This window comes from Sphingomonadaceae bacterium OTU29LAMAA1 (genome assembly GCA_024072375.1).
GTDB lineage: Bacteria > Pseudomonadota > Alphaproteobacteria > Sphingomonadales > Sphingomonadaceae > Sphingomonas.
The window spans coordinates 130,183-150,479 of sequence record CP099617.1; the positions used below are offsets into that span (position 1 = coordinate 130,183).

Below are 20,297 nucleotides of genomic sequence, written 5' to 3' on the forward strand. Positions count from 1 at the left end.
ATCGGTCAAGGGGCGTTCGCATCAATTTGCCCATGCGGCGTCCTCCAGATGCAATTCGGCGGCGGGGCGGCTGCCCCAGTCGTCGATCTTCGCGCGGCCCGCGAGCCACAGCTTGCGGTGCGGTGCGGCGCCCAGCAGCGCCTGGCCGAGCGCGCTATCGGCGGCGCGAAAGGCGACGGCCTTGAAGCTGCGACCATCGTCGCCCGCCACGATCGCGCGGACGTGGCCGTTGCCGACGATGTCCGACTTGATGATCCGCGCGGGGCCGACCGCGATGCGCGGTGCCGGCCAGCCCATGCCATAGGGGCCGCCGACATCGAGCGATTCGACCAGTGCCGGGGTGATCCCGCCGGGCGCCAGCACCGCATCGACCAGCAGGGCGCGATCCCCCATCGCGCGATCGATGCCGGCCGCGAGCCGTTCCTCCAGAAAGGCGGCGAAGGCCTGCACCTGATCGGCGGCGATCGTCAGGCCGGCGGCCATCGCATGGCCGCCGCCGGCGATCAGCAGGCCGTGTTCCTTCGCCGCGAGCACCGCCGCGCCCAGGTCGACGCCGGCGATCGACCGGCCCGATCCCTTGCCGATGCCATGCGCGTCGATCGCGATGACGATCGCGGGGCGGCCCAGTTTCTCCTTCAGCCGCCCGGCGACGATGCCGATGACGCCGGGATGCCATCCGTCGCCCGCCACCACGACGACGCGGCGGTCGTTCGGGACGCTGGCTTCGGCCGCCTGCTGCACATCGCCCTCGATCATGCGGCGATCCTCGTTCAGGCGGTCGAGCTCCTCGGCGATCGTGCGCGCCTCGTCGGGATCGCGGGTGGTGAGCAGGCGGACGCCCAGATCGGCGCGGCCGACCCGCCCGCCGGCGTTGATGCGCGGGCCCAGCGCGAAGCCGAGGTCGCTGCATGTCGGTGCGCGCGTCAGGCGGGATGCGGTGATCAGTGCGGCGAGGCCGGGGTTGCGACGCTGCGCCATCACCTTCAGCCCCTGCGCGACGAAGGCGCGGTTGAGGCCGCGCAATTGCGCGACGTCGGCGACGGTGCCGAGCGCGACGATATCGAGGTGATCGATCAGCCGGGGCTCGGGCCGCCCGGCGAAGAAACCGCGGGCACGCAGCGTGCGGATCAGCGCGGCGGCGAGCAGGAAGCAGACGCCGACCGCGGCGAGGTGGCCGTGCGCCGCGCCCTCGTCCTCGTCCAGCCGGTTGGGATTCACCAGCGCGTGCGCGATCGGCAGGGTGGCGGCGCATTTGTGATGGTCGACGACGACGACGTCGACGGGATGCGCGCTCGCCGCCGCCAGCGCGTCGAACGCCTGTGCGCCGCAATCGACGGTGACGATCAGCGATGCGCCCTCGCTCGCCAGCCGGACCAGCGCCTCGCCCGACGGGCCATAGCCCTCCAGCAGGCGATCGGGGATGTAGGCGCGCGCCTCGATCCCCAGATCGCGCAGGATCAGGATCAGCAGCGCCGCCGATGTGGCGCCGTCGACGTCGTAATCGCCGAAGACGGCGACGCGCTCGCCGGATTGTACCGCGTCCGCCAGCCTTGCCGCGGCGCGATCCATGTCGCGGAAGATCGAGGGGTCCGGCATGAACGCGCGGATCGAGGGCAGGCGGTGCTGGTCCAGCGCCTCGCGCGGGGCGCCGCGGGCGAGCAGCAGCTGGGTGACGAGGTCGTCCGCACCGAAGCCGTCGCGCGCATCGGCGGCAAGCGCGCGCCATCGCCATGGCTGGCCGAGGATCGAATGGGATACGCCGAGAACGGGGGGCATGCGGTCAGTTCGTCCGATAAGGTCTCGATGCCCCCTTAGGACGGCCAGGCGAGCGGGGTAAGGGCCGGACGGCGGTGTGTCGGCGTGTCGGCGTGTCCGCGTCTTAGCGTTTCAGCCACGCATTCTCGCGAAACCATTTGGTGACGATGTACTTCGTGCCCTCGACCACCGCCGTGCCTTCGTGCAGCGTCTGGACGTTGGGAGTGCCGTCCGGGTTCATGTTGTTCCACGCCAGCAACAGGCCCCGCCGTGGCGCGACCTTGAACCCCGCCTGCGGAAACCACGTCGCGCCGCCCTCCGCGACATCGTTCAGGTAGATCATCGTCGTCCACGTGCGCTGGCCGCCAGAAGCCTGCATCTGCTGCCAATAGCTCTCCGTCTCGTGAAAATAGTCATGATGCGCCCGAAACCGCTGCCCAGGGGCGTAGCGCTGGCCTTGTAGCGTTTCGCCATGTTCCGGCGGCAGTCCGAGCAGTGCGGCGATGGCCTCGTCGATCGGCTGCACTTCGGGCGCGTAGCGATTCATGTCGCAACTGTCGCTGGTGCGGAAGTCGGGATCGTTGCGATCGGAGAGCAGCGACGAAGGGCGCCGGTTCGCATCGATCGTCGCGATGAGCGTGTCGCACTTTGCGGCATTCAGAAAATCGAGCTGGTAATAGATCTGGATGCCCGAAACCTCGGCGCGGACCATGTCGGGATTGGCGTCGAGCCGGCGGCCGACATCCACCCCCATCTGCTGGCGGCGGGGGGAGGGGGGGGGCGCCTTCTTGCGAGCGAACATGACGGGGAGATGCCGATCCGCGTCGCCAAAGACAAGACATTATACCGCGTGATTACGAGACGAGGCCCGACGTTCCCGTCGAGCCCCTTCCGTCTGCGATCAATCAAAGATGCCGTAGACGCTGTCCACGACCTGGCCACTGCGAATATCGACCAGCAGCGCATCGTCGTAATAGCGTACCCAGCGATAGGGGCCGTACACCTCCGGCAGACGATAGTCGTAGGGATCGTCGATCCAATAATTCTGGCTGAACAGGATCGACGACAGCAACACCCCGACGGAGAAACGGCGATAGCCGTAACCCCAGCCCGACGGCGCATAATAGCGCGGCAGGCGATAGGCGCTGCGGTTTATCTGCCGATACCGGTTCCAGTCGTAGCGGGTGTCGTTACGCCAGCTACGGTTCCAGTTATTCCCGCGGTTGTCGAGCCGACCGGCGTTGCCACGCCAGCTGCCGCGGAGCTGCCCAAAAGCTTGGCGCTGATCGTAGCCGTTGCGGGTCCGGTCGTTCCACTGCCGCGCACCTTCACGATCGCTCCACTGCCGCGAGCCATTGCGATCCCGGTCGCCCAATCCGCGGGAGTCGTCGGGACGATCGAAGCGGCGCTCGTCCTGCCGGTCGGGACGGCCCTGATCCACCCGGCTCTGATCGAAGCGGCGACGGTCGTAGCGGTCCTGTTCCGCGCGGGGCTGGAGGATCTGCGGCGTATCGGCACCTCGGCGTTCGCGCCAGCGATTGCCGCCATCCGCGTTTCGGTCCTGACCGGTCCATCCCTCCCGGCGGCCGTCGCCGCCGCCGGACATGTCCGGACGCGGCCGGTTCTGGTCGCGCTCGCTGCGCTGCCTACCGAAGTCGCGGGCCTGCGGGCGTTCGGTTCGCACCTGCGCCTGCACGCCGACCTCGGCTGACCGGTCGGGACGGGCGGCGCGCTCGCCCCATTCGCCGCGGCGGCCCTGACCACGCTCGCGGCCGTCCTGCTCCTGCGCCTGCGCGGCGATCGGCATCAGCATCGATGCCGCCAGCAGGGCCTTGATCACGCTCTTCATGACGCCTTCGTCCTCAATCCGCCGGCGCACGAGCCGGCTCCGATGTTGGGACCTCCTTGCAGCTCTGGCGGTGTGCCGAAGCTGAATTGGTTCGTCAGCGTTCCGAAAGCTTGTCGCGGGGCGGCGGCACAAGTGCGGGTACGAGTCGCGCGGCGTCGGCCGGATCGATGCCGGGCCGAACGCCAGCTGGAATCGTCTCTTCCCCGCGTGCCGCCCGACCTGCCCGCTGGATCGCCTCGACCATCCGCGGATAGATACCGCAGCGGCAGATGTTGCGGATCGACGAGCGGATATCGGCCTCGGACGGGTCGGGATTGCGCTTCAGCAGGACGGCCGCCGCCATTACGATGCCGGGGATACAGAACCCGCATTGCGGCACGTTCGCTGCGATGAATGCGAGTTGCAGCGGATGGTTGCGTTCGCGCGACAGCCCCTCGATCGTGGTGACGTAACTACCCTCGACGCTGCCGATCGGTGTCTGGCACGACAGGCGGGCGTGGCCGTCGATCTCCACGATGCAGGCGCCGCAATGGCCGGTGCCGCAACCATATTTGGTGCCTGTCAGGTTGGATGCGTCGCGTAATGCCCATAGCAGCGGCGTGGCGGGATCCAGCCGGTATTCGACGGGCTGGTTGTTGACCGTAAGGCGCGACATGATGCCTCTTAGGCGAAACGCGCCGTTTCGATCCAGACGATTGCGACGACGCTGCGATGATCCGACGTTGGCGGTCATGACGCTTCCTACGCTATTCGTGCCGCATGGCGGTGGCCCCTGTTTCTTCCTGGACCCCGCCGGCGGGCCGCCCGATCGGATGTGGCGGCCGATGCAGGCCTATCTTGCCGGTCTGATCGCAGGTCTGCCCGAACGACCGCGAGCGATCCTGATGATCTCGGGCCATTGGGAGGCGGCAGACCTGACCGTGCACGTCGGCGAGCGTCCCGACCTGCTGTTTGATTATCATGGCTTTCCCGAGCACACTTACCGGTTGCATTGGAATGCCCCTGGTGCGCCGGACGTCGCGCGCCGTGCAGCGCGGCTGCTGCAGGATGCCGGGCATCGCGTCGGCGAAGAGGCCGCGCGAGGCTGGGATCACGGCATCTTCATCCCGATGATGGTCGCAAATCCGGCAGCGGATGTTCCGTTGGTGCAGATGTCGCTGCGCGCCGACCTTGACCCCACCGCGCATATCGCCGTCGGTGCGGCACTGGCACCGCTCCGCGACGAGGGCGTGCTGATCGTCGGATCCGGCATGAGCTTCCACAACTTGCGTGCTCGGGGACCGCAAGTGACGCCGGTCGCCGCGGAATGGGACGCGGCACTGATAGCGGCCGTGACCGATGCGGACCCCGCGCGGCGCAGGACGCGCGTGGCGGCATGGGACCAGCTGCCCCACGCCCGTTTCGCGCATCCGGAGGCGGAGCATCTGCTGCCGCTGATGGTGGCGCTCGGGGCAGGCGGGGACGCGCTGGCAATTTGCGACTATCGGGACGTCGTGATGGGCTGGGCCGTATCCGGTTTCCGTTTCGGCTGAACCGCTTGCCAGCGTGGCCCGCGCCCGCCTATGCGGCGGGCAAACGATCCTGAGAGGCTGCCGACATGGCGATGCACGTCGATACCAATAACAGCGCCGCGTCCGGCGACGCATCGCACGGCTATGATGCGCCCGATCTGCGTATCTTCGTCATAGCGCTGTTCTTCATCTTCGGCGGCATCACCAGCCTCAACGACATCATCATCCCGAAGCTGAAGGAGCTGTTCACGCTCGACCATGCGACATCGATGCTGGTCCAGTCAGCCTTTTTCCTCGCCTATGCGCTGTTCTCGCTGCCGGCCGCCGCGATCGTGCGCCGCGCCGGGTACATGCGGACCGCGTCGATCGGCCTCGTCACGATGATGGTCGGCTGCCTGTTGTTCATTCCGGCGGCGCAGAGTGCGCGGTTCGAAATGTTCCTGGTCGCGCTGTTCGTGCTGGGCGCGGGCATCACCATCGTGCAGGTGGTGGCCAATCCGCTGATCTCGCTGCTTGGCAAGCCGGAGACCGCGTCCAGCCGGCTGACCTTCGCGCAGGCGTTCAATTCGCTCGGCACGACGATCTTCCCGCGCGTCGGGTCGACGCTGATCCTTGGCGGGCTTGCCAGTGTTAGTGCGGCCTCCCTGAGCGGCACCGCGCTGGTCGCCTATCGGCAGGAAGCATCGCAGGTCATCGTCCACACCTATCTCGGCCTCGCCGTCGCGCTGGCGGTGATCGCCGCAGTGGTCTGGACCCGCCGCAACCGCCTGAAGGAAGAACAGGATCGCAGCGGCAATATCTTCCACGCATTCTCTCTGCTGAAGCGCCCCCGGTTCGCGATGGGGGCGGCCTGCATCTTCCTGTACGTCGGTGCCGAGGTGGCGATCGGCTCCGTCATCGTGCTGTACCTGATGCAGTCTTCCGTATTCGGGATCAGCGATCAGGCGGCGGGCAACTACGTCGCCTATTACTGGGGCGGAGCGCTGATCGGACGCTTCGTCGGATCGTACGTGCTGACCCGTATCGCACCGGGCAAGGTGCTGGCGGCAGTGGCAACGGGCGCGATCGCGCTGATCCTGATATCCGCCAACTCGACCGGCGCGCTGTCCGGATACGCCCTGTTGGCGATCGGCCTGATGAACGCGGTCATGTTCCCGACGATCTTCACGCTGGCGAGCGAAGGCCTCGGCAAGCGCGCTGCGGAGGGTTCGGGTGTGATTGCCACCGCGATCGTCGGTGGTGCGATCGTGCCGCCGCTGACCGGTATGATCGCCGACAAGACAGGATCGATGCAGTTTTCGCTGCTGCTGCCGGCGATCTGCTATGCGATCATTCTTGCCTATGGTCTGTATGCGCGCCGTTCGGCGGTGGAGGTCGAGCGCGCGGCCTGATCGGTCCGCGTAGGGATCAGTGCCCCAAGCCGCCGATCTCCGCGGCCGAGAAACCCAGATCGGCGAGGAATGCCGCATCGTTTCTCACGTTCGCCATCGCGGGTGGCGTTGTGCCGCTGACCGAATAGCGTGGGGCGGGGGCGGGCTGGGTCACCCCGTTGGCCGTCGTCATCGAGCGGCGATGATCGTTCTGAGGATGGACGGCGGCTTCGTCGAAGCCCAGCACAGGCGTGACGCATGCGTCGCTCCCCGCAAAGGCTGCGACCCAGGCGTCGCGCGACCGGGTCAGGAAGCGGGCCGCCAGCGCATCGCGCATCTCCGGCCATGCGGCGGGATCGAACTGGCGGTCCCATAGCGGATCGTCCAGTCCGATCACCCGGCGGAGCGACGCATAGAACGCCGGCTCGATTGCGCCGACCGCAAGCCATCGCCCGTCCTGCGTCGCATAGGTGTCGTAGAAGGGGGCGCCGCCGTCGAGCAGGTTGGTGCCGCGCGCATCGCTCCACCGGCCCATAGCGCGAAAACCCCAGATCATGCTCGCCAGCAATGCGGAGCCTTCGGTCATTGCGGCGTCGACCACCTGACCCTCGCCAGTCCGCTGCGCGTGCAGCAGCGCGGCCAGCATGCCGAATGCCAGCAGCATGCCGCCACCGCCGAAATCGCCGATCAGGTTGATCGGCGGCACGGGTTTTCCATCTGCCGTGCCCAGCGCGTGAAGGGTGCCCGACAGAGCGATATAATTGATATCGTGGCCCGGATCCTGTGCCATCGGACCGTCCTGTCCCCAACCCGTCATGCGACCGTATACGAGGCCCGGATTGTCGCCGATCAGCAGGTCGGGACCCAGACCCAGCCGTTCCATGACGCCGGGACGAAACCCCTCGATCAGACCGTCCGCATCGGCGGCGATGCGGCGGACCGCAGCGATACCTTGCGGCGTTTTGAGGTCGAGCGCGATCGACCTGCGGGAGCGCAGCAGGGGGTCTCTGGCGGGATCGCTGAAACCGGGCTGCACGCCGCGATCGATGCGGATCACCTCCGCACCATGATCGGCCAACATCATGCCACAGAACGGTCCGGGCCCGATGCCCGCCATTTCGACGATGCGCAGGCCGGCGAGGGGCGGTGGTGCCAAGCGATCTCTCCCGTTTCGCCTGAAGCTAGCAGGCGATCCGTCGAACACAACGAAGGTTATGGTGCGCGTGCAGCTTGCCGCGCCGCGCCGTCAATCGCCCGAACCGAGGCGCGGCGCGGAACGATCCGTCGCCAAATCGGCATCCGAGAAGCGGATCGGTGTGCGCAGTCCTTTGATAGGTACGTTGTCCAGCACCATCGCGCGGGCGGCGATATGCGGATCGTTCAACGCCTGCGCTACCGAATTGATCGGACCGGCAGGCACACCTGTCGCGTCCAGCCGGGCAAGCAGATCGTCGCGCCGGAAGCGCCGGGTGGCCTGCGTGATCGCAGCGAACAGCGGCTCGCGATGTTCCAGACGCAGGGCATTGGTCGCGTAACGTGGGTCGGATGCGTCCAAATCGACGACCGCGCAGAAGCGGCGGAACTGGCCGTCGTTACCCACCGCAAGGATAAACCAGCCATCGGCAGTCTCGAACACGGCATAGGGGCAGACGTTGACATGCGAATTGCCGACGCGGGCCGGCGATACCCCGCTGGCGAAGTAATTCGCCGCCTGATTGGCCAGAACCCCGGTCATGGTGTCGAGCAGCGCCATGTCGATCTGCTGTCCGCGTCCCGTCCGCTCGCGCATTGCCAGCGCTGCCTGGATGGCGATCACCGCATACAGTCCGGTCGTGATATCGGCCATCGCGACGCCGATCTTCTGCGGCGCGCCGTCGGGATCGCCGGTCAGGTCCATCATCCCGCTCATGCCCTGAACGATGAAGTCGTAACCGGCACGCGGGGCATAGGGGCCGTCCTGCCCGAAACCGGTGATCGAGCAATAGACGAGGCGCGGATTGGCACCCGCAAGGCTGGCGTAATCCAGTCCGTATTTGGCGAGACCGCCGACCTTGAAGTTCTCGATCAGGACATCGGCGTCGGCGGCGAGCGCGCGGACGCGGGCCTGCCCTTCCGGCGTGGTGAAATCGATCACCAGCGAGGTCTTGCCCCGGTTGCACGCATGGAAATAGGCGGCGTCACGCGTACCGTCGTCATTGTAAACAAACGGCGGTCCCCACGTCCGGGTGTCGTCCCCGGCCGGACTTTCGACCTTGATAACCTCCGCACCGAGATCGGCGAGCACCTGTCCCGCCCACGGGCCGGCGAGGATACGCGCGAGTTCCAGAACCTTCAGCCCGGCGAGGGGGTGCGACATCGCAGCGGCTATCAGAACGCCGCGATGCCGGTAATCGCGCGACCGAGGATCAACGCATGCACATCATGCGCGCCTTCATAGGTGTTGACCGTCTCGAGATTCATGACGTGGCGCATGACCTGATATTCGCCCGAAATGCCGTTGCCACCGTGCATGTCGCGGCTGGTGCGGGCGATATCCAGCGCCTTGCCGACGTTGTTGCGCTTGATCATCGACACCATTTCCGGCGCGAACCGCCCCTCGTCCATCAGCCGGCCGACGCGTAGCGCCGCCTGCAGTCCGAGCGCGATGTCGGTTTCCATGTCCGCGAGCTTCTTCTGGTAGAGCTGGCGTCCGGCGAGCGGCGTGCCGAACTGCTTGCGATCGAGGCCATATTGGCGCGCGGCGTGGAAGCAGAATTCCGCCGCGCCCAGCGCGCCCCAGCTGATGCCGTAGCGGGCGCGGTTGAGGCACCCGAAGGGTCCTTTCAGGCCCTCAACGTCCGGCAACAACGCGTCTTCGCCCAGTTCGACGTCCTCCATCACGATCATGCCGGTGATCGATGCACGCAGCGATAGCTTGCCCTCAATCTTGGGCGCCGACAGTCCCTTCAGCCCCCTGGTGAGCACGAAGCCGCGGATTGCGCCCCCGTGCGCGTCGGACTTGGCCCAAACGACAAATACGTCGGCAATCGGGGCATTCGAAATCCAGGTCTTGGTGCCGGACAGGACATAACCGCCCTCGACCTTGCGGGCGCGGGTGGTCATGGCGCCGGGATCCGAGCCTGCATCGGGCTCGGTCAGGCCGAAGCACCCGATATATTCGCCGCTCGCCAGCTTGGGCAGAAAGGCCTGCCTTTGCGCATCCGATCCGTAGGCGTTGATCGGATACATCACGAGGCTGGACTGCACGCTCATCATCGAACGATAGCCCGAATCGATGCGTTCCACCTCACGCGCAACTAGGCCGTACGCCACGTAATTGGCGCCGACGCCGCCGAACTCCTCGGGAATCGTCGGCCCCAGCAGGCCCAGTTCGCCCATCTCGCGAAAGATTGCCGGATCGGTGTGCTCGTGCTGGAACGCCTCCACGATGCGCGGCGCCAGCCGATCCTGCGCATAGGCGCGCGCAGTGTCGCGGATCATCCGTTCGTCTTCGCTCAGCTGATCGTCGAGCAGGAACGGATCCGCCCAGTCGAACTTGCCCATGCCGGCCATCATCGTCTCCTTTTGAAGGTGCGGTACGAATGATCCGTGCATCCGGCAAGGGCGCCGACGCTACAGGCTGGTCCGGACGTCGAGCAATTCGGGGAAGAAGCGCTGTTCGACGACGCGGGCCAGGTACGGCACGCCCGCGGTGCTTCCGGTGCCGGTCTTGAAACCGATCACCCGCTCGACCGTCTTCAGATGGCCGAACCGCCACAGCTGGACGTGATATTCGAGGTCGACGAGCTTTTCGGCGAGTTCGTACAGGTCCCAATAGGCCGCGGGGTTGCCGTACACCGTCGCCCAGCACGCCTCGATCGACGGCGATGCCGCCGCGGTGCGCGTGAAATCTCGTTCCAGCCGGTCCGCCGACACCGGCAGTCCGCGCCGGTGTAGCAGTCGCAGCGCCTCATCGTAGATGCTGGGGCGGGCGAGTTCGTCGAGCAGCCGCTGCCGAACGTCGGCCTCTTCGAACACGTCGATCATGGCCGCGTTACGATTGCCCATGATGAATTCCAGCTGGCGATATTGATCCGACTGGAAACCCGAACTTTTGCCGAGGCTACCGCGCATGGCGGCATAATCGGCGGGTGTCATCGTCGCCAGCACCTCCCAGGACTGGATCAACTGCGTCTGGATCCGGCTCACCCGCGCCATCATCTTGAGCGCGGGCGGCAGGTCGTCCGCGGCGATACGATCACGTGCGGCATGCAGTTCGTGCAGGCACAGCTTCATCCACAATTCGGACGCCTGATGGATCGTCACGAACAGCAGTTCGTCGTGCACGTCGCTGAGCGGGCTCTGCAAAACGAGCAGTTCGGGCAGGCGCAGGTAGCTGCGGTAGGTTACCGTCATTTTCCGAGCGTAGCGGATCGCGCATCAGGCTTCCAGCAACAGCGCCTCCAGCACGATTCCGTCGCCATCCGCTCCGCGGTGGCAGTGTGAGGCCACGATGTCCGCGACGATCAGGCCGGAAACCGCCAGTTCCTCTTCAGGTAACGCGGCCAGCCAGCCGTCGATCGCAGCCCCTTCGACCGTCAGCGTGCCGGACAGCCGATGCCCAGTAAAGGTGGCACTGGACCACGGTCGATCGGTGAAGACGATATGCTGCAAGGACAGGCCGAACCGGTTTGCACTGCCGGCAAGTGCACGCTTGAAACGGGCGAATGGATCGCGCTGGTGGATCATGCGGTTTCTCCGTCGATGAAGCGTTCGATTCGGGCTGCGGTGGTGGCGCCGATCGTCCGGCCGTTCATCATGTCGGTGACCAGCCGCGGATCGTTGATGGCAAGCCGGCCGAACTGGCTACGCGACATCTTGGTGTGGCGCAGATAGCGGTCGATCTTGATCAGCAGTGACATCGTTTCCCTCCGACTCCTCAGAACCTCGTTCACGATCTGTTCCCACATCTCCAACTTGTCTAGGAAAATTTCCTAGGCTATCGATCCGGTATGGAGACGGTGGATCCGCGTGCCCGTTTGCGGGATCTGGCTGCAGGGCGGGGGGACAGCCTGGCCGCGCTGTCGGCGATGCTGGGGCGCAATGCCGCCTATCTTCAGCAATTCGTGACGCGCGGGTCGCCGCGGCGGCTGGCGGCGGACGATCGACGGCGGCTGGCGGATTATTTCGGGGTCGACGAAGTCGCATTGGGGGCGGATGCCGGCCGGCCTTCGTTCAGTCTGCCGCGGCTCGACATCGCGGTGTCCGCGGGTCCCGGTGCATACGTCGATGGCGAGGTCGTGCTCGGCGCGGCGGAGCTCGACCCCGCGCTGGCAACGAGGCTCGGGCTGCGTGAGGGGGAGGCCGCGATCGTACGGGTGCGGGGCGATTCGATGGAGCCCGGGCTTGTTGACGGCGATCTGATCGTCGTCGACCGCGCACGCCGATCGCCCGATGCTCGCGGAGCTGTGTTCGTGGTGCGGATCGACGACACGGTTATGGTCAAACGCGTGATGCGAACGCCGCAAGAACTGAAGGTCATGAGCGATAATCCCGCGGCGTCACCGGTTCCGTCGGGTCGCGTCGAAATCGTCGGGAAGGTCGTCTGGCTGATGCGTCTGCCCCGCTGATCAGCGGCGGCTGTCCCGAAGCCAGATTGCGACCGCAGCAAGGCTGCCTATCACCAGTCCGCCGAGAAAGCCGATGGTCACCTGCCCCTGCATCAAACCGATGACGGCGCCGCCGATGCAACAGATCGCGATGAGGATGCCGCCCGCGGCGGAGGGGGGAGTGTCAGCCATGCCACGCCCCTGCCACGTCCCGCAGCGGGACGCCAGCGTCCCCGAATGGCACAATCGGGACGGCTCGAATAGCTGCCGGGCCGATGCGTTTACCATCGATCCCCCCGCAGGTGCGTAGATGCGGCGCCGTGGCACGAACTTTGTAAAAGACAGTGGTGCAGTGGTTCAGGAGTAACGCATGGTCCCGATGTATCTCGCCGACGCCGAACAGGTGGCAGAGGCCGCGGACCTGATCGCTGCATTCGGCGATCATGCACCGGTGGAAGCTGCGATCCGCGCCGGGCATATGCGCGATATCGGCAATTATCTGCGTTTTTGCCGTTGGCGGCAAACCGAGCGATTGATCGAGGTGCTGGCGTCGGAAGAAGCGATCGGAACGATCCACTGATTCGCGTCCGGATCGGTCCGTCCGCCCGGATGTTCGGTCAGGTTTCCGGTTAGGGGACTGTCGCACGCGACACGGCCACGCTAACACGCGCCGATGGTATCGCGTGTGGGGTGGTTCGGGCTTGGCGCGACCGCTGTGCTTCTTTTCTCTGGACAGGCCACGGCGCAGACCTTGCCCGCGGAGGCGGTGCCGCTCGACCCCAACGCACCACTGGCGCCACTGCCGGATATCGGGGTCGCCTGGCCCGATCTGGGTGCCGACGCCGGAACGGAAGCGGTAGCGCAGGCGATCGATGGCATCGCCGAGACGCGCTACGGCTGGCGGATCGAGGGTATCGACGCCGCGGAGACGGCGCTGCTACGCCAGCGGTTCGACGATCTGTCCACCCTGAATGCCAATGATGACGGAGCAGCGAATGCTGCGCAGCTGGACCGGCGGGCGCGTGAGGATGCGGACCTGCTCCAGACGCTCCTGCGTGGCGAAGGCTATTACGAGGCGCGGGTGACCACGCGGGTCGAACCGGGCGCCAAACCGCAGGTGGTGCTGCAGGCGGAACCCGGGACGTTGTACCGGTTTAAAGACGTGACGCTGGGCGGGATTGCCGCAGCGGGGGACAAGGCACCGGTTCTGCGCGAGGCCTTCGGCGTGAAGGCGCAAGACCCGGTCAACGCCGATGCGATCGTCGCCGGAGAGGCCCGACTGGCAACGCGGATCGGACAGGAGGGCTTTCCCTTCGCCGATGTCGGTGAATTACAGATCGTCGTCGATCATGCGACAAAGACCGCGACGCTCGATTTGGCCGTCGCGCCGGGATCGGAGCGACGGTTCGGGCAGGTGGTGGCTCTGCCCGGCAATCGCGTGTTCGATGCGCGTCACGTACAGGAGATCGCCCGGTTCGCGCCGGGCGATCGCTACGACGCATCGTCGCTGGATGATCTGCGGCGGGCGTTGATCCAGACCAGTCTTGTGTCGACCGTGGTGGTCAAGCCGATCGAGGGTCGCGCGCCCGGCACGGTCGATATCGGTGTCAGGCTGGAACCCGCACCACCGCGCACGATCGCCGGCGAACTGGGCTACGGCACCGGCGAAGGCGCGCGCGCGGAGCTGAGCTGGACGCACCGCAATCTGTTTCCGCCGGAGGGGGCTTTGACCGTGCGCGGCGTGGCGGGAACGCGCGAGCAGCTTGGCAGTCTGGTATTCCGCCGCAACAACTTCGGCGGGCGCGACCGGGTGCTGACCGGGCAAGTCGCAGCCGCGCACGTCCGGCGCGACGCCTATGAGGCCAAGACATTCACCCTGTCGGCGTCGCTCGAGCGACAGACGACGATCTTCTTCCAGAAGAAGTGGACATGGTCGCTGGGTGGCGAACTGCTGACATCCGACGAACGGGACGTGATCGCCGCGACGGGCGATCCGCGCCGGCGGACCTTCTATATCGCCGCGACGCCGACCATCCTCAATTATGACGGATCGGACGATCTGCTCAACCCGACGCGCGGATTCCGGCTCGGCGGGCGGATCAGTCCCGAATTTTCGTTGCAGGGCGCCGCATTCGGCTATGGACGGGTGCAGGTCGACGGCAGCGCTTACCAGTCCGTCAGGAGCGGGCTGGTGCTGGCGGAGCGGGTGCGGCTCGGATCGATCCTGGGCGCCTCGCGTGACCGGATCGCACCGTCGCGGCGTTTCTACGCCGGCGGTGGCGCGTCCGTGCGCGGCTATGGTTTTCAGGCGATCGGGCCGCGCGACATCAACAACGACCCGATCGGTGGGCGGAGCCTCGCCGAATTCTCGATCGAGGCGCGGGTAAAGACGTTAGGCAATTTCGGGATCGTGCCGTTTCTGGATGGCGGCACGATCTATACCAGCGCACTGCCGGGACTGAGCGACTTCCAGTACGGCGCCGGCGTGGGTGTGCGCTATTATTCCAATTTCGGCCCGATCCGTCTGGACGTCGGCACGCCGCTCAATCCGCAGCCAGGGGATAGCCGGATCGCCGTGTACGTGTCGCTTGGACAGGCGTTTTGACGCGCTGGCTGCGGCGCATCGCGATCGCTCTCGCCGCCTTGCTCGCGGTGTTCGCGGGCGCGCTGCTGATCGTAGACACCGACATCGGTCATCGCTGGGTCGCGGAACGGATCGGGGCGATCCGGACCGGTAACGGGCTGCGCTTCACCGTGGGGCGGATCGACGGGTCGTTGTACGACCGGACGGTATTGAAGGACGTCCGCGTCTACGATCTCGATGGCGTGCTCGTCCAGGCGCCGGCGGTGACGCTCGACTGGACGCCGTGGCTGTGGCTGCGGAACAGGCTGGAGATCGACGCACTGACGATCCCGCAGGCGACGATGTTCCATGCGCCGCACACGCGCAAGACCGCGAAGCGAGGTCCGATCCTGCCCGATGTGGACATCCGCATCGGGCGACTGGCGATCGATCGGCTGGTGCTGGCGAAGCCTGTTCTGGGGACCGGGCGCGTCGGGCGGATCGCGGGTTATGCCGATATCCGGCACGGGCGCGCGCTGGTGCGGCTCGACGCGCTGGTGGCGGGTTCCGACCGGCTGGCATTGCGGATCGATGCCGAGCCGGATCGCGACACGTTCGACGTGGACGTGCGTGCGGCGGGCTCGGCAGGCGGCGTGCTGGCCCGCAGTTTCGGGATCAACCGCGCACTGACGCTGGAGGTCGGCGGCGACGGCAGCTGGTCGCGGTGGCGCGGGAAGGCGATCGGGCGTGCCGGCGGCGTACGGGCGATCGACCTCGCGCTCGCGGCGGGGGCCGGGCGCTACACGCTGTCGGGACAGCTGGCGCCGGGCCGGCTTATCGGCGGATTGGCGCGACGCCTGGCAAGCCCGCAGCTGCTGGTGAACGGCAGCGCGACGTTTTTCGAACGGCGGCTGGCCGGGACCCTGTCGCTACGCAGCCCGGCGCTCGTGGGGGAGGTGGCGGGCGCCGTCGATATGGGGACGAGCACGTTCCGCAATATGCGGGTGCGAGCGCGGTTGCTGCGGCCGGCGGCGGTCATTCCCACGATGAGCGGCAGCGGCGTCGAGCTGCGCGGCGTGCTGGATGGCGATATCGCGACGGCGCGATTCGATTATCGGCTGCGCGCGGACCGACTGACGATCGATAGAGCCGGCATGACCGCGGTCCGGCTGGCGGGCAGCGGGCGGCTGGGCCAGCGGGTGCTGGCGATGCCGGTGCGCTTCGCGGCGGCGGAGGTGACCGGCGTCGGGGCCGTTGCCGGCGGTATCCTGCGCAACCTCCGCCTCGATGGACCGCTGACGTTGCGAGGATCGCTGTTGACCGGCGACGCCCTGTGGCTGCGATCGGACAAACTGGCGGGCCGGATCATGCTGTCCGTCGATTTCGCCAGCGGCCGTTACGAAATCGGGCTGAACGGCACGCTCAATCGGCTGTACATAAAGGGGCTCGGCGTCGTCGACCTGCGCAGCGAGCTTCGCGTGGTGCCGGGGGCCGGCGGACGGGGCACACGGATCGTCGGGCGCGGCACGGTGCAGGTGGTTCGGCTCGACAATGGTTTCCTGCACGGGCTGACCGGCGGATTGCCGCGGATCGTCACCGGGCTGGAGCGGACGCCCGACGGCGTGCTGCACTTTGCCGACATGGTGCTGACATCGCCGCTGCTGAGCCTGCGCGGTGCTGGTCTGCGGCGGCAGGACGGCACGTTTCATATCGAGGCGGCCGGGCGACACGCGAAATACGGGCCGGTGACGGTCAGGCTGGACGGCAGGATCGACCGCCCGACGCTGGACCTGGTGTTCGCGCGACCGAACGATACGCTCGGCCTGTCGCAGGTGCGTGCGCATCTGGACCCCACGGCGCAAGGCTTCCAGTGGCGTGCCGAGGGGGGATCGCGCCTGGGGCCGTTCGGGGCGACGGGATCGATCCTGCTCCTTCCGCCGGGCGTGGACGATATCATCCAGATCGACCGGCTCGCCGTCAGCGGCACGACCGCGTCCGGGCGGCTGGCGATCGTGACCGGTGGCTTCACCGGACGGCTCGGTGTCGCCGGCGGCGGGTTGTCCGGCGAGTTGCTGTTCCGGCCGGTTGGTAGCGTGCAGCGGATCGAGACGCATCTGGATGCCGCCAATGCCCAACTGGACGCGACGACGCTGCGCCGCGGGCATCTGGATGCGGTGATGCTGCTGGATCCGGCGGGAACGTCGATCGACGCGACCGCGACAGGCACCGGATTACGACAGGGCCGCCTCAACCTGGCACGGTTCGCCGGCAATGCGCGGCTCCGCGGAGGCGTGGGCGAGATGCGCGTGTCGATCGCGGGATCGCGCGGACGGGCGTTCGATATCCAGACGGTCGTGCAGGTTTCGCCCGATCGCTACGTCGTATCGGCGCAGGGAACGCTGGACCGCCGGCCGCTCAAGCTGTTGACCCCGGCCGAGATCGGGCGCGATGGCGACGGCTGGCGGCTGGAATCGACCAAGCTGTCGTTTGCGGGCGGCGAGGGTGCGGTGAGTGGACGGTTCGGCGGCGGGCGACTCGCGCTGCAAGCGTCGCTGACGCGGATGCCGCTGGCGATCCTCGACATCGGCTTTCCGCGGCTCGGACTGAGCGGCACCGCGTCCGGCACCTTCGATTACGCCACCGCCGACGGGCAGGCACCGACCGGAAAGGCGAACCTGACCGTGCGGGGGCTGAGCCGGGCGGGACTGGTGCTGTCGTCGCGCCCGATCGACGTGGGGGTGGCGGCGGCGTTATCCGCAGATCGGCTGGGCGTACGGGCGGTGATGGCATCGGGAGGCAAGACGATCGGGCGTGGGCAGGCGTTGTTGCGGCCGCTGGGTACGGGCGATCTCGCGAGCCGGATCGCGGCGGCGCCACTGTTCGCGCAACTGCGCTATCAAGGGCCGGCAGACACGCTATGGCGTCTGACCGGAGTGGAATTGTTCGACCTGTCAGGGCCGGTCGCGATCGGTGCGGACGTCAGCGGTCGGATCGGTGCACCGGTGATCCGCGGTGTGTTGCAGGCCAGCAACGCGCGCATCGAGAGCGCCAACACCGGCACCGTCCTCACCAACGTGCAGGCGAGCGGGCGGTTCGGCGGATCGCGTCTGCAGATCGATCGCTTCGCCGCCGATGCAGGCAAGGGTGGGCGGGTGACCGGCAGCGGCGGGTTCGACTTCGCGGCGGCGCATGGCATCGGCATCGATATCCGGCTTGCCGCGGACCGTGCGGTGATGATCAATCGCGATGACATCGGTGCGACGGTGACGGGGCCGTTGACCTTTACCTCCGACGGCAGCGGCGGAAGGATTGCTGGCGAACTGGTGCTCAACCGCAGCCGCTACCGGTTGGGGCAGGCGACCGCAGCGAGTGCGGTGCCGCGACTCAACATCCGCGAGATCAACCTGCCCGACGGCGGTGAGGAGGATGAAGCGCCCATCGCTCCGTGGACGCTGGCGATCAAGGCGAGAGCGGCGGACAAGGTGATCGTCAGCGGATTGGGCCTGTCCAGCGAATGGTCCGCCGATCTTGCCATCGCCGGCCAGCCGGCGAACCCGGCGATCACCGGGCAGGCGACATTGGTGCGCGGCGATTATGAATTCGCCGGTCGCAAGTTCGGTCTGACCCGCGGCGTGATCCGGTTCGCCGGGGAAGTGCCCGCCAATCCGGCGCTGGATATCGAGGCGAATGCGGATTCGACCGGTCTCAGCGCGTCGATCCGGGTGACCGGCACCGCGCTGAAGCCCGAAATCGGCTTTTCCAGCGTGCCGGCATTGCCCGAGGACGAGTTGCTGTCGCGGTTGCTGTTCGGCACCTCCATCACGCGGCTGTCGGCCCCGGAGGCGTTACAACTGGCGGCGGCGGTGGCGGCGTTGCAGGATGGCGGCAACGGTCTGAATCCGATCAATGCGGTGCGGCGCGCGGCGGGGTTGGACCGGCTCCGCATCCTGCCTGCCGATCCGCAGACCGGGCAGGGCACATCGATCGCGGCGGGCAAGTTCGTGACGCGGCGGCTGTATGCCGAGATCGTGACCGACGGGCAGGGCTATTCCGCGACCCAGGTGGAGTTCCAGGTGACGCGGTGGCTGTCGCTATTGTCGAGCATCTCGACGCTGGGGCGGCAGAGCGCCAACGTGCGGGTATCGAAGGACTATTGAAGGCCAAACGATCGCAGGTCGCTCTACTGCACACCCGCGGTCGCGGCGGAAGCTGGCAGCTGTATGGGCAGATGCCTCACGCCGTAGTGCAGTGCAGCTATGCAGTATTCCCGCCTGCGTGCGGATGACAGGATCAGGCGACGCCCGGTGCCCCGCACCAGCAAAGGCGGACCGTGACCGAATGCTTCTCGATCTTGAAGCATCGGCTAGCCGCCATAAGCGCAGCCTGTAACCGGATCGTGGTCCGAAGCCGCTCGCCGGGTGGCGAGCGACTTGCGCGCCATGTCAGCGCTTGCCGACGCGCTGCTTGCGAGCGGCGTAGCGGGCATCGCGCGCTGCCTTCATCTCGGCTTCGGTCGGAATCTTGGGTTTGGCCTTGGCGGCGGCTTCGGCAGCGGCGAGGGCTGCCGCCTCGGCGGCGGCCTTCTTCTCGGCGATCGCCTGTTCGCGGGCGGCCTGCTTGTCCGCACGCGCCTGCGCGAGCGCGGCTTCCTTGGCTTCGGCGGCGGCCTTGCGCTCGGCGACGATCGCCGGGTCCATGGGGGGCTTGGCACGCAATTTGTCGAGCGCGGCCTGCTTGGCCTGGGCGGAAAGGGCGGCGCGCTCCTGGAACGTCTGGGGCTTGTAGGCTGGCATGTGGGTCGTGATGATCCTGTCGGTTCGGGCGAGTGACTCGCGAAGTGCGGGCCGGCTCGTAGGGGTCCGTTACAGCAGAACGCCCGAATTGCCAAAAACGTGCCCGGACGACGCGCCTCGCCTTGCGGCGCGGGCGGCTGTACGGGCGAGCTTTATGCATACGGGAGTGACGCTGCGATGACGCCGCGGGAATTGCTGGGGACTGCCGAGGTGCCGGGTGGCGAGCCGCTGCGGCTGTTCCGGCGGGGCGCGGATTTCATGATCGTGCTGGAACGCAACGAGCTGATGAACAGCCGGATGAGCGGGTCCGAAGAGGCGCTGGCGACGATGACGATCGATCGCTTGCGCAATCCCGCCCCGCATCTGCTGGTCGGCGGTTACGGCATGGGGTTCACACTGCGGGCGGCGTTGGCGAAGCTGGGGCCGCAAGGGCGGGTGACGGTGGCCGAACTGGTGCCCGAGATCGTCGACTGGGCGCGAGGGCCGATGGTGGAGCTGACCGCGGGTTGCCTCGACGATCCCCGGGTGGCGGTGGAGTTCGGCGATGTCGCGGACGTGATCGCGGCGGGGCGGGGGACGTATGACGCGATTCTGCTGGATGTCGACAACGGCCCCGACGGGCTGGTGCGGCCGGTGAACGACCGGCTGTATTCGGCGCGGGGCCTGTCCATGGCACGGGCGGCGTTGCGGCCGGGCGGTGTGCTGGCGGTGTGGTCGGCTGCGAAGGATGCCGCGTTCGCCCGGCGGCTGCGCGAGGGCGGGTTCGATGTCGACGAGGTGACGGTGCGGGCGCGCAGCAACGGCAAGGGGCCGATGCATACGATCTGGTTCGCGACAGGGCGTTAAGCCCCACCCCTTCAGGGGAGGG

At 67.2% G+C, this 20,297-nt stretch carries 19 protein-coding genes; 7 read left to right on the forward strand and 12 right to left on the reverse strand.

The window, feature by feature from the left end; all coding sequences use genetic code 11:
- Positions 1–21: 21 nt before the first annotated feature.
- From recJ to NF699_00990, 4 genes are all read right to left on the reverse strand, one after another.
- Positions 22–1,776, reverse strand: a complete 1,755-nt coding sequence (gene recJ, locus NF699_00975) for a single-stranded-DNA-specific exonuclease RecJ (GenBank protein ID USU05308.1) — start codon at positions 1,774–1,776, stop codon at positions 22–24.
- 103 nt (positions 1,777–1,879) lie between these two features.
- A complete protein-coding gene (locus tag NF699_00980) occupies positions 1,880–2,557 on the reverse strand; it encodes a 2OG-Fe(II) oxygenase (GenBank protein USU05309.1) in 678 nt (225 codons plus the stop codon).
- Between the two features lie 99 nt (positions 2,558–2,656).
- On the reverse strand, positions 2,657–3,604 hold the full coding sequence (locus NF699_00985) for an RcnB family protein (GenBank protein ID USU05310.1): 948 nt from the start codon (positions 3,602–3,604) through the stop codon (positions 2,657–2,659).
- Positions 3,605–3,698: 94 nt separating this feature from the next.
- A complete protein-coding gene (locus NF699_00990) occupies positions 3,699–4,259 on the reverse strand; it encodes a (2Fe-2S)-binding protein (protein USU05311.1) in 561 nt (186 codons plus the stop codon).
- 76 nt (positions 4,260–4,335) lie between these two features.
- Between NF699_00990 and NF699_00995 the strand changes: the two genes are divergently transcribed.
- Together NF699_00995 and NF699_01000 are read left to right on the forward strand one after the other, a co-directional pair.
- Positions 4,336–5,136, forward strand: coding sequence for a dioxygenase (locus NF699_00995; GenBank protein ID USU05312.1), 801 nt, complete (start codon positions 4,336–4,338; stop codon positions 5,134–5,136).
- Between the two features lie 65 nt (positions 5,137–5,201).
- A complete protein-coding gene (locus tag NF699_01000; protein USU05313.1) occupies positions 5,202–6,506 on the forward strand; it encodes a sugar MFS transporter in 1,305 nt (434 codons plus the stop codon).
- A 16-nt stretch (positions 6,507–6,522) separates the two neighbouring features.
- On the opposite strand, the gene NF699_01005 is transcribed toward NF699_01000, so the two are convergent.
- From NF699_01005 to NF699_01030, 6 genes are all read right to left on the reverse strand, one after another.
- A complete protein-coding gene (locus NF699_01005; GenBank protein USU06951.1) occupies positions 6,523–7,602 on the reverse strand; it encodes a CoA transferase in 1,080 nt (359 codons plus the stop codon).
- A gap of 129 nt (positions 7,603–7,731) precedes the next feature.
- Positions 7,732–8,841 (reverse strand): CoA transferase, encoded by a 1,110-nt coding sequence (locus NF699_01010; GenBank protein USU05314.1) that lies wholly within the window; start codon positions 8,839–8,841, stop codon positions 7,732–7,734.
- Positions 8,842–8,852: 11 nt separating this feature from the next.
- A complete protein-coding gene (locus NF699_01015) occupies positions 8,853–10,037 on the reverse strand; it encodes an acyl-CoA dehydrogenase (GenBank protein ID USU05315.1) in 1,185 nt (394 codons plus the stop codon).
- Positions 10,038–10,097: 60 nt separating this feature from the next.
- Entirely contained in the window at positions 10,098–10,880 is a 783-nt protein-coding gene (locus NF699_01020) for a tryptophan 2,3-dioxygenase family protein (GenBank protein ID USU05316.1), read from the reverse strand.
- 24 nt (positions 10,881–10,904) lie between these two features.
- Positions 10,905–11,213: a hypothetical protein gene (locus NF699_01025; GenBank protein USU05317.1), complete on the reverse strand. Its 309-nt coding sequence runs from the start codon at positions 11,211–11,213 to the stop codon at positions 10,905–10,907.
- Positions 11,210–11,386 carry a hypothetical protein gene (locus tag NF699_01030; protein ID USU05318.1) on the reverse strand — a complete coding sequence of 59 codons (177 nt, stop codon included), beginning with the start codon at positions 11,384–11,386 and terminating at the stop codon, positions 11,210–11,212. The genes NF699_01025 and NF699_01030 overlap by 4 nt, the downstream gene beginning before the upstream one ends.
- A 90-nt stretch (positions 11,387–11,476) precedes the next feature.
- Here NF699_01030 and NF699_01035 point away from each other — a divergent pair, with 90 nt between their 5' ends.
- A complete protein-coding gene (locus NF699_01035) occupies positions 11,477–12,094 on the forward strand; it encodes a S24 family peptidase (protein USU05319.1) in 618 nt (205 codons plus the stop codon).
- Here NF699_01035 and NF699_01040 read toward each other — a convergent pair whose 3' ends face one another.
- Positions 12,095–12,265: a hypothetical protein gene (locus NF699_01040; protein USU05320.1), complete on the reverse strand. Its 171-nt coding sequence runs from the start codon at positions 12,263–12,265 to the stop codon at positions 12,095–12,097.
- Positions 12,266–12,443: 178 nt separating this feature from the next.
- On the opposite strand from NF699_01040, the gene NF699_01045 reads away from it, so the two are divergent.
- From NF699_01045 to NF699_01055, 3 genes are all read left to right on the forward strand, one after another.
- Positions 12,444–12,653: a hypothetical protein gene (locus tag NF699_01045; protein USU05321.1), complete on the forward strand. Its 210-nt coding sequence runs from the start codon at positions 12,444–12,446 to the stop codon at positions 12,651–12,653.
- A gap of 93 nt (positions 12,654–12,746) precedes the next feature.
- Positions 12,747–14,678 carry an autotransporter assembly complex protein TamA gene (locus NF699_01050; GenBank protein USU05322.1) on the forward strand — a complete coding sequence of 644 codons (1,932 nt, stop codon included), beginning with the start codon at positions 12,747–12,749 and terminating at the stop codon, positions 14,676–14,678.
- On the forward strand, positions 14,675–18,793 hold the full coding sequence (locus tag NF699_01055; protein USU05323.1) for a translocation/assembly module TamB: 4,119 nt from the start codon (positions 14,675–14,677) through the stop codon (positions 18,791–18,793). Before NF699_01050 ends, NF699_01055 begins: the two co-directional genes overlap by 4 nt.
- Before the next feature lie 285 nt (positions 18,794–19,078).
- Here NF699_01055 and NF699_01060 read toward each other — a convergent pair whose 3' ends face one another.
- Positions 19,079–19,429, reverse strand: coding sequence for a DUF6481 family protein (locus NF699_01060; GenBank protein USU05324.1), 351 nt, complete (start codon positions 19,427–19,429; stop codon positions 19,079–19,081).
- A gap of 177 nt (positions 19,430–19,606) precedes the next feature.
- Here NF699_01060 and NF699_01065 point away from each other — a divergent pair, with 177 nt between their 5' ends.
- Positions 19,607–20,275, forward strand: a complete 669-nt coding sequence (locus tag NF699_01065) for a spermidine synthase (GenBank protein USU05325.1) — start codon at positions 19,607–19,609, stop codon at positions 20,273–20,275.
- The last annotated feature ends 22 nt before the right edge of the window (positions 20,276–20,297 follow it).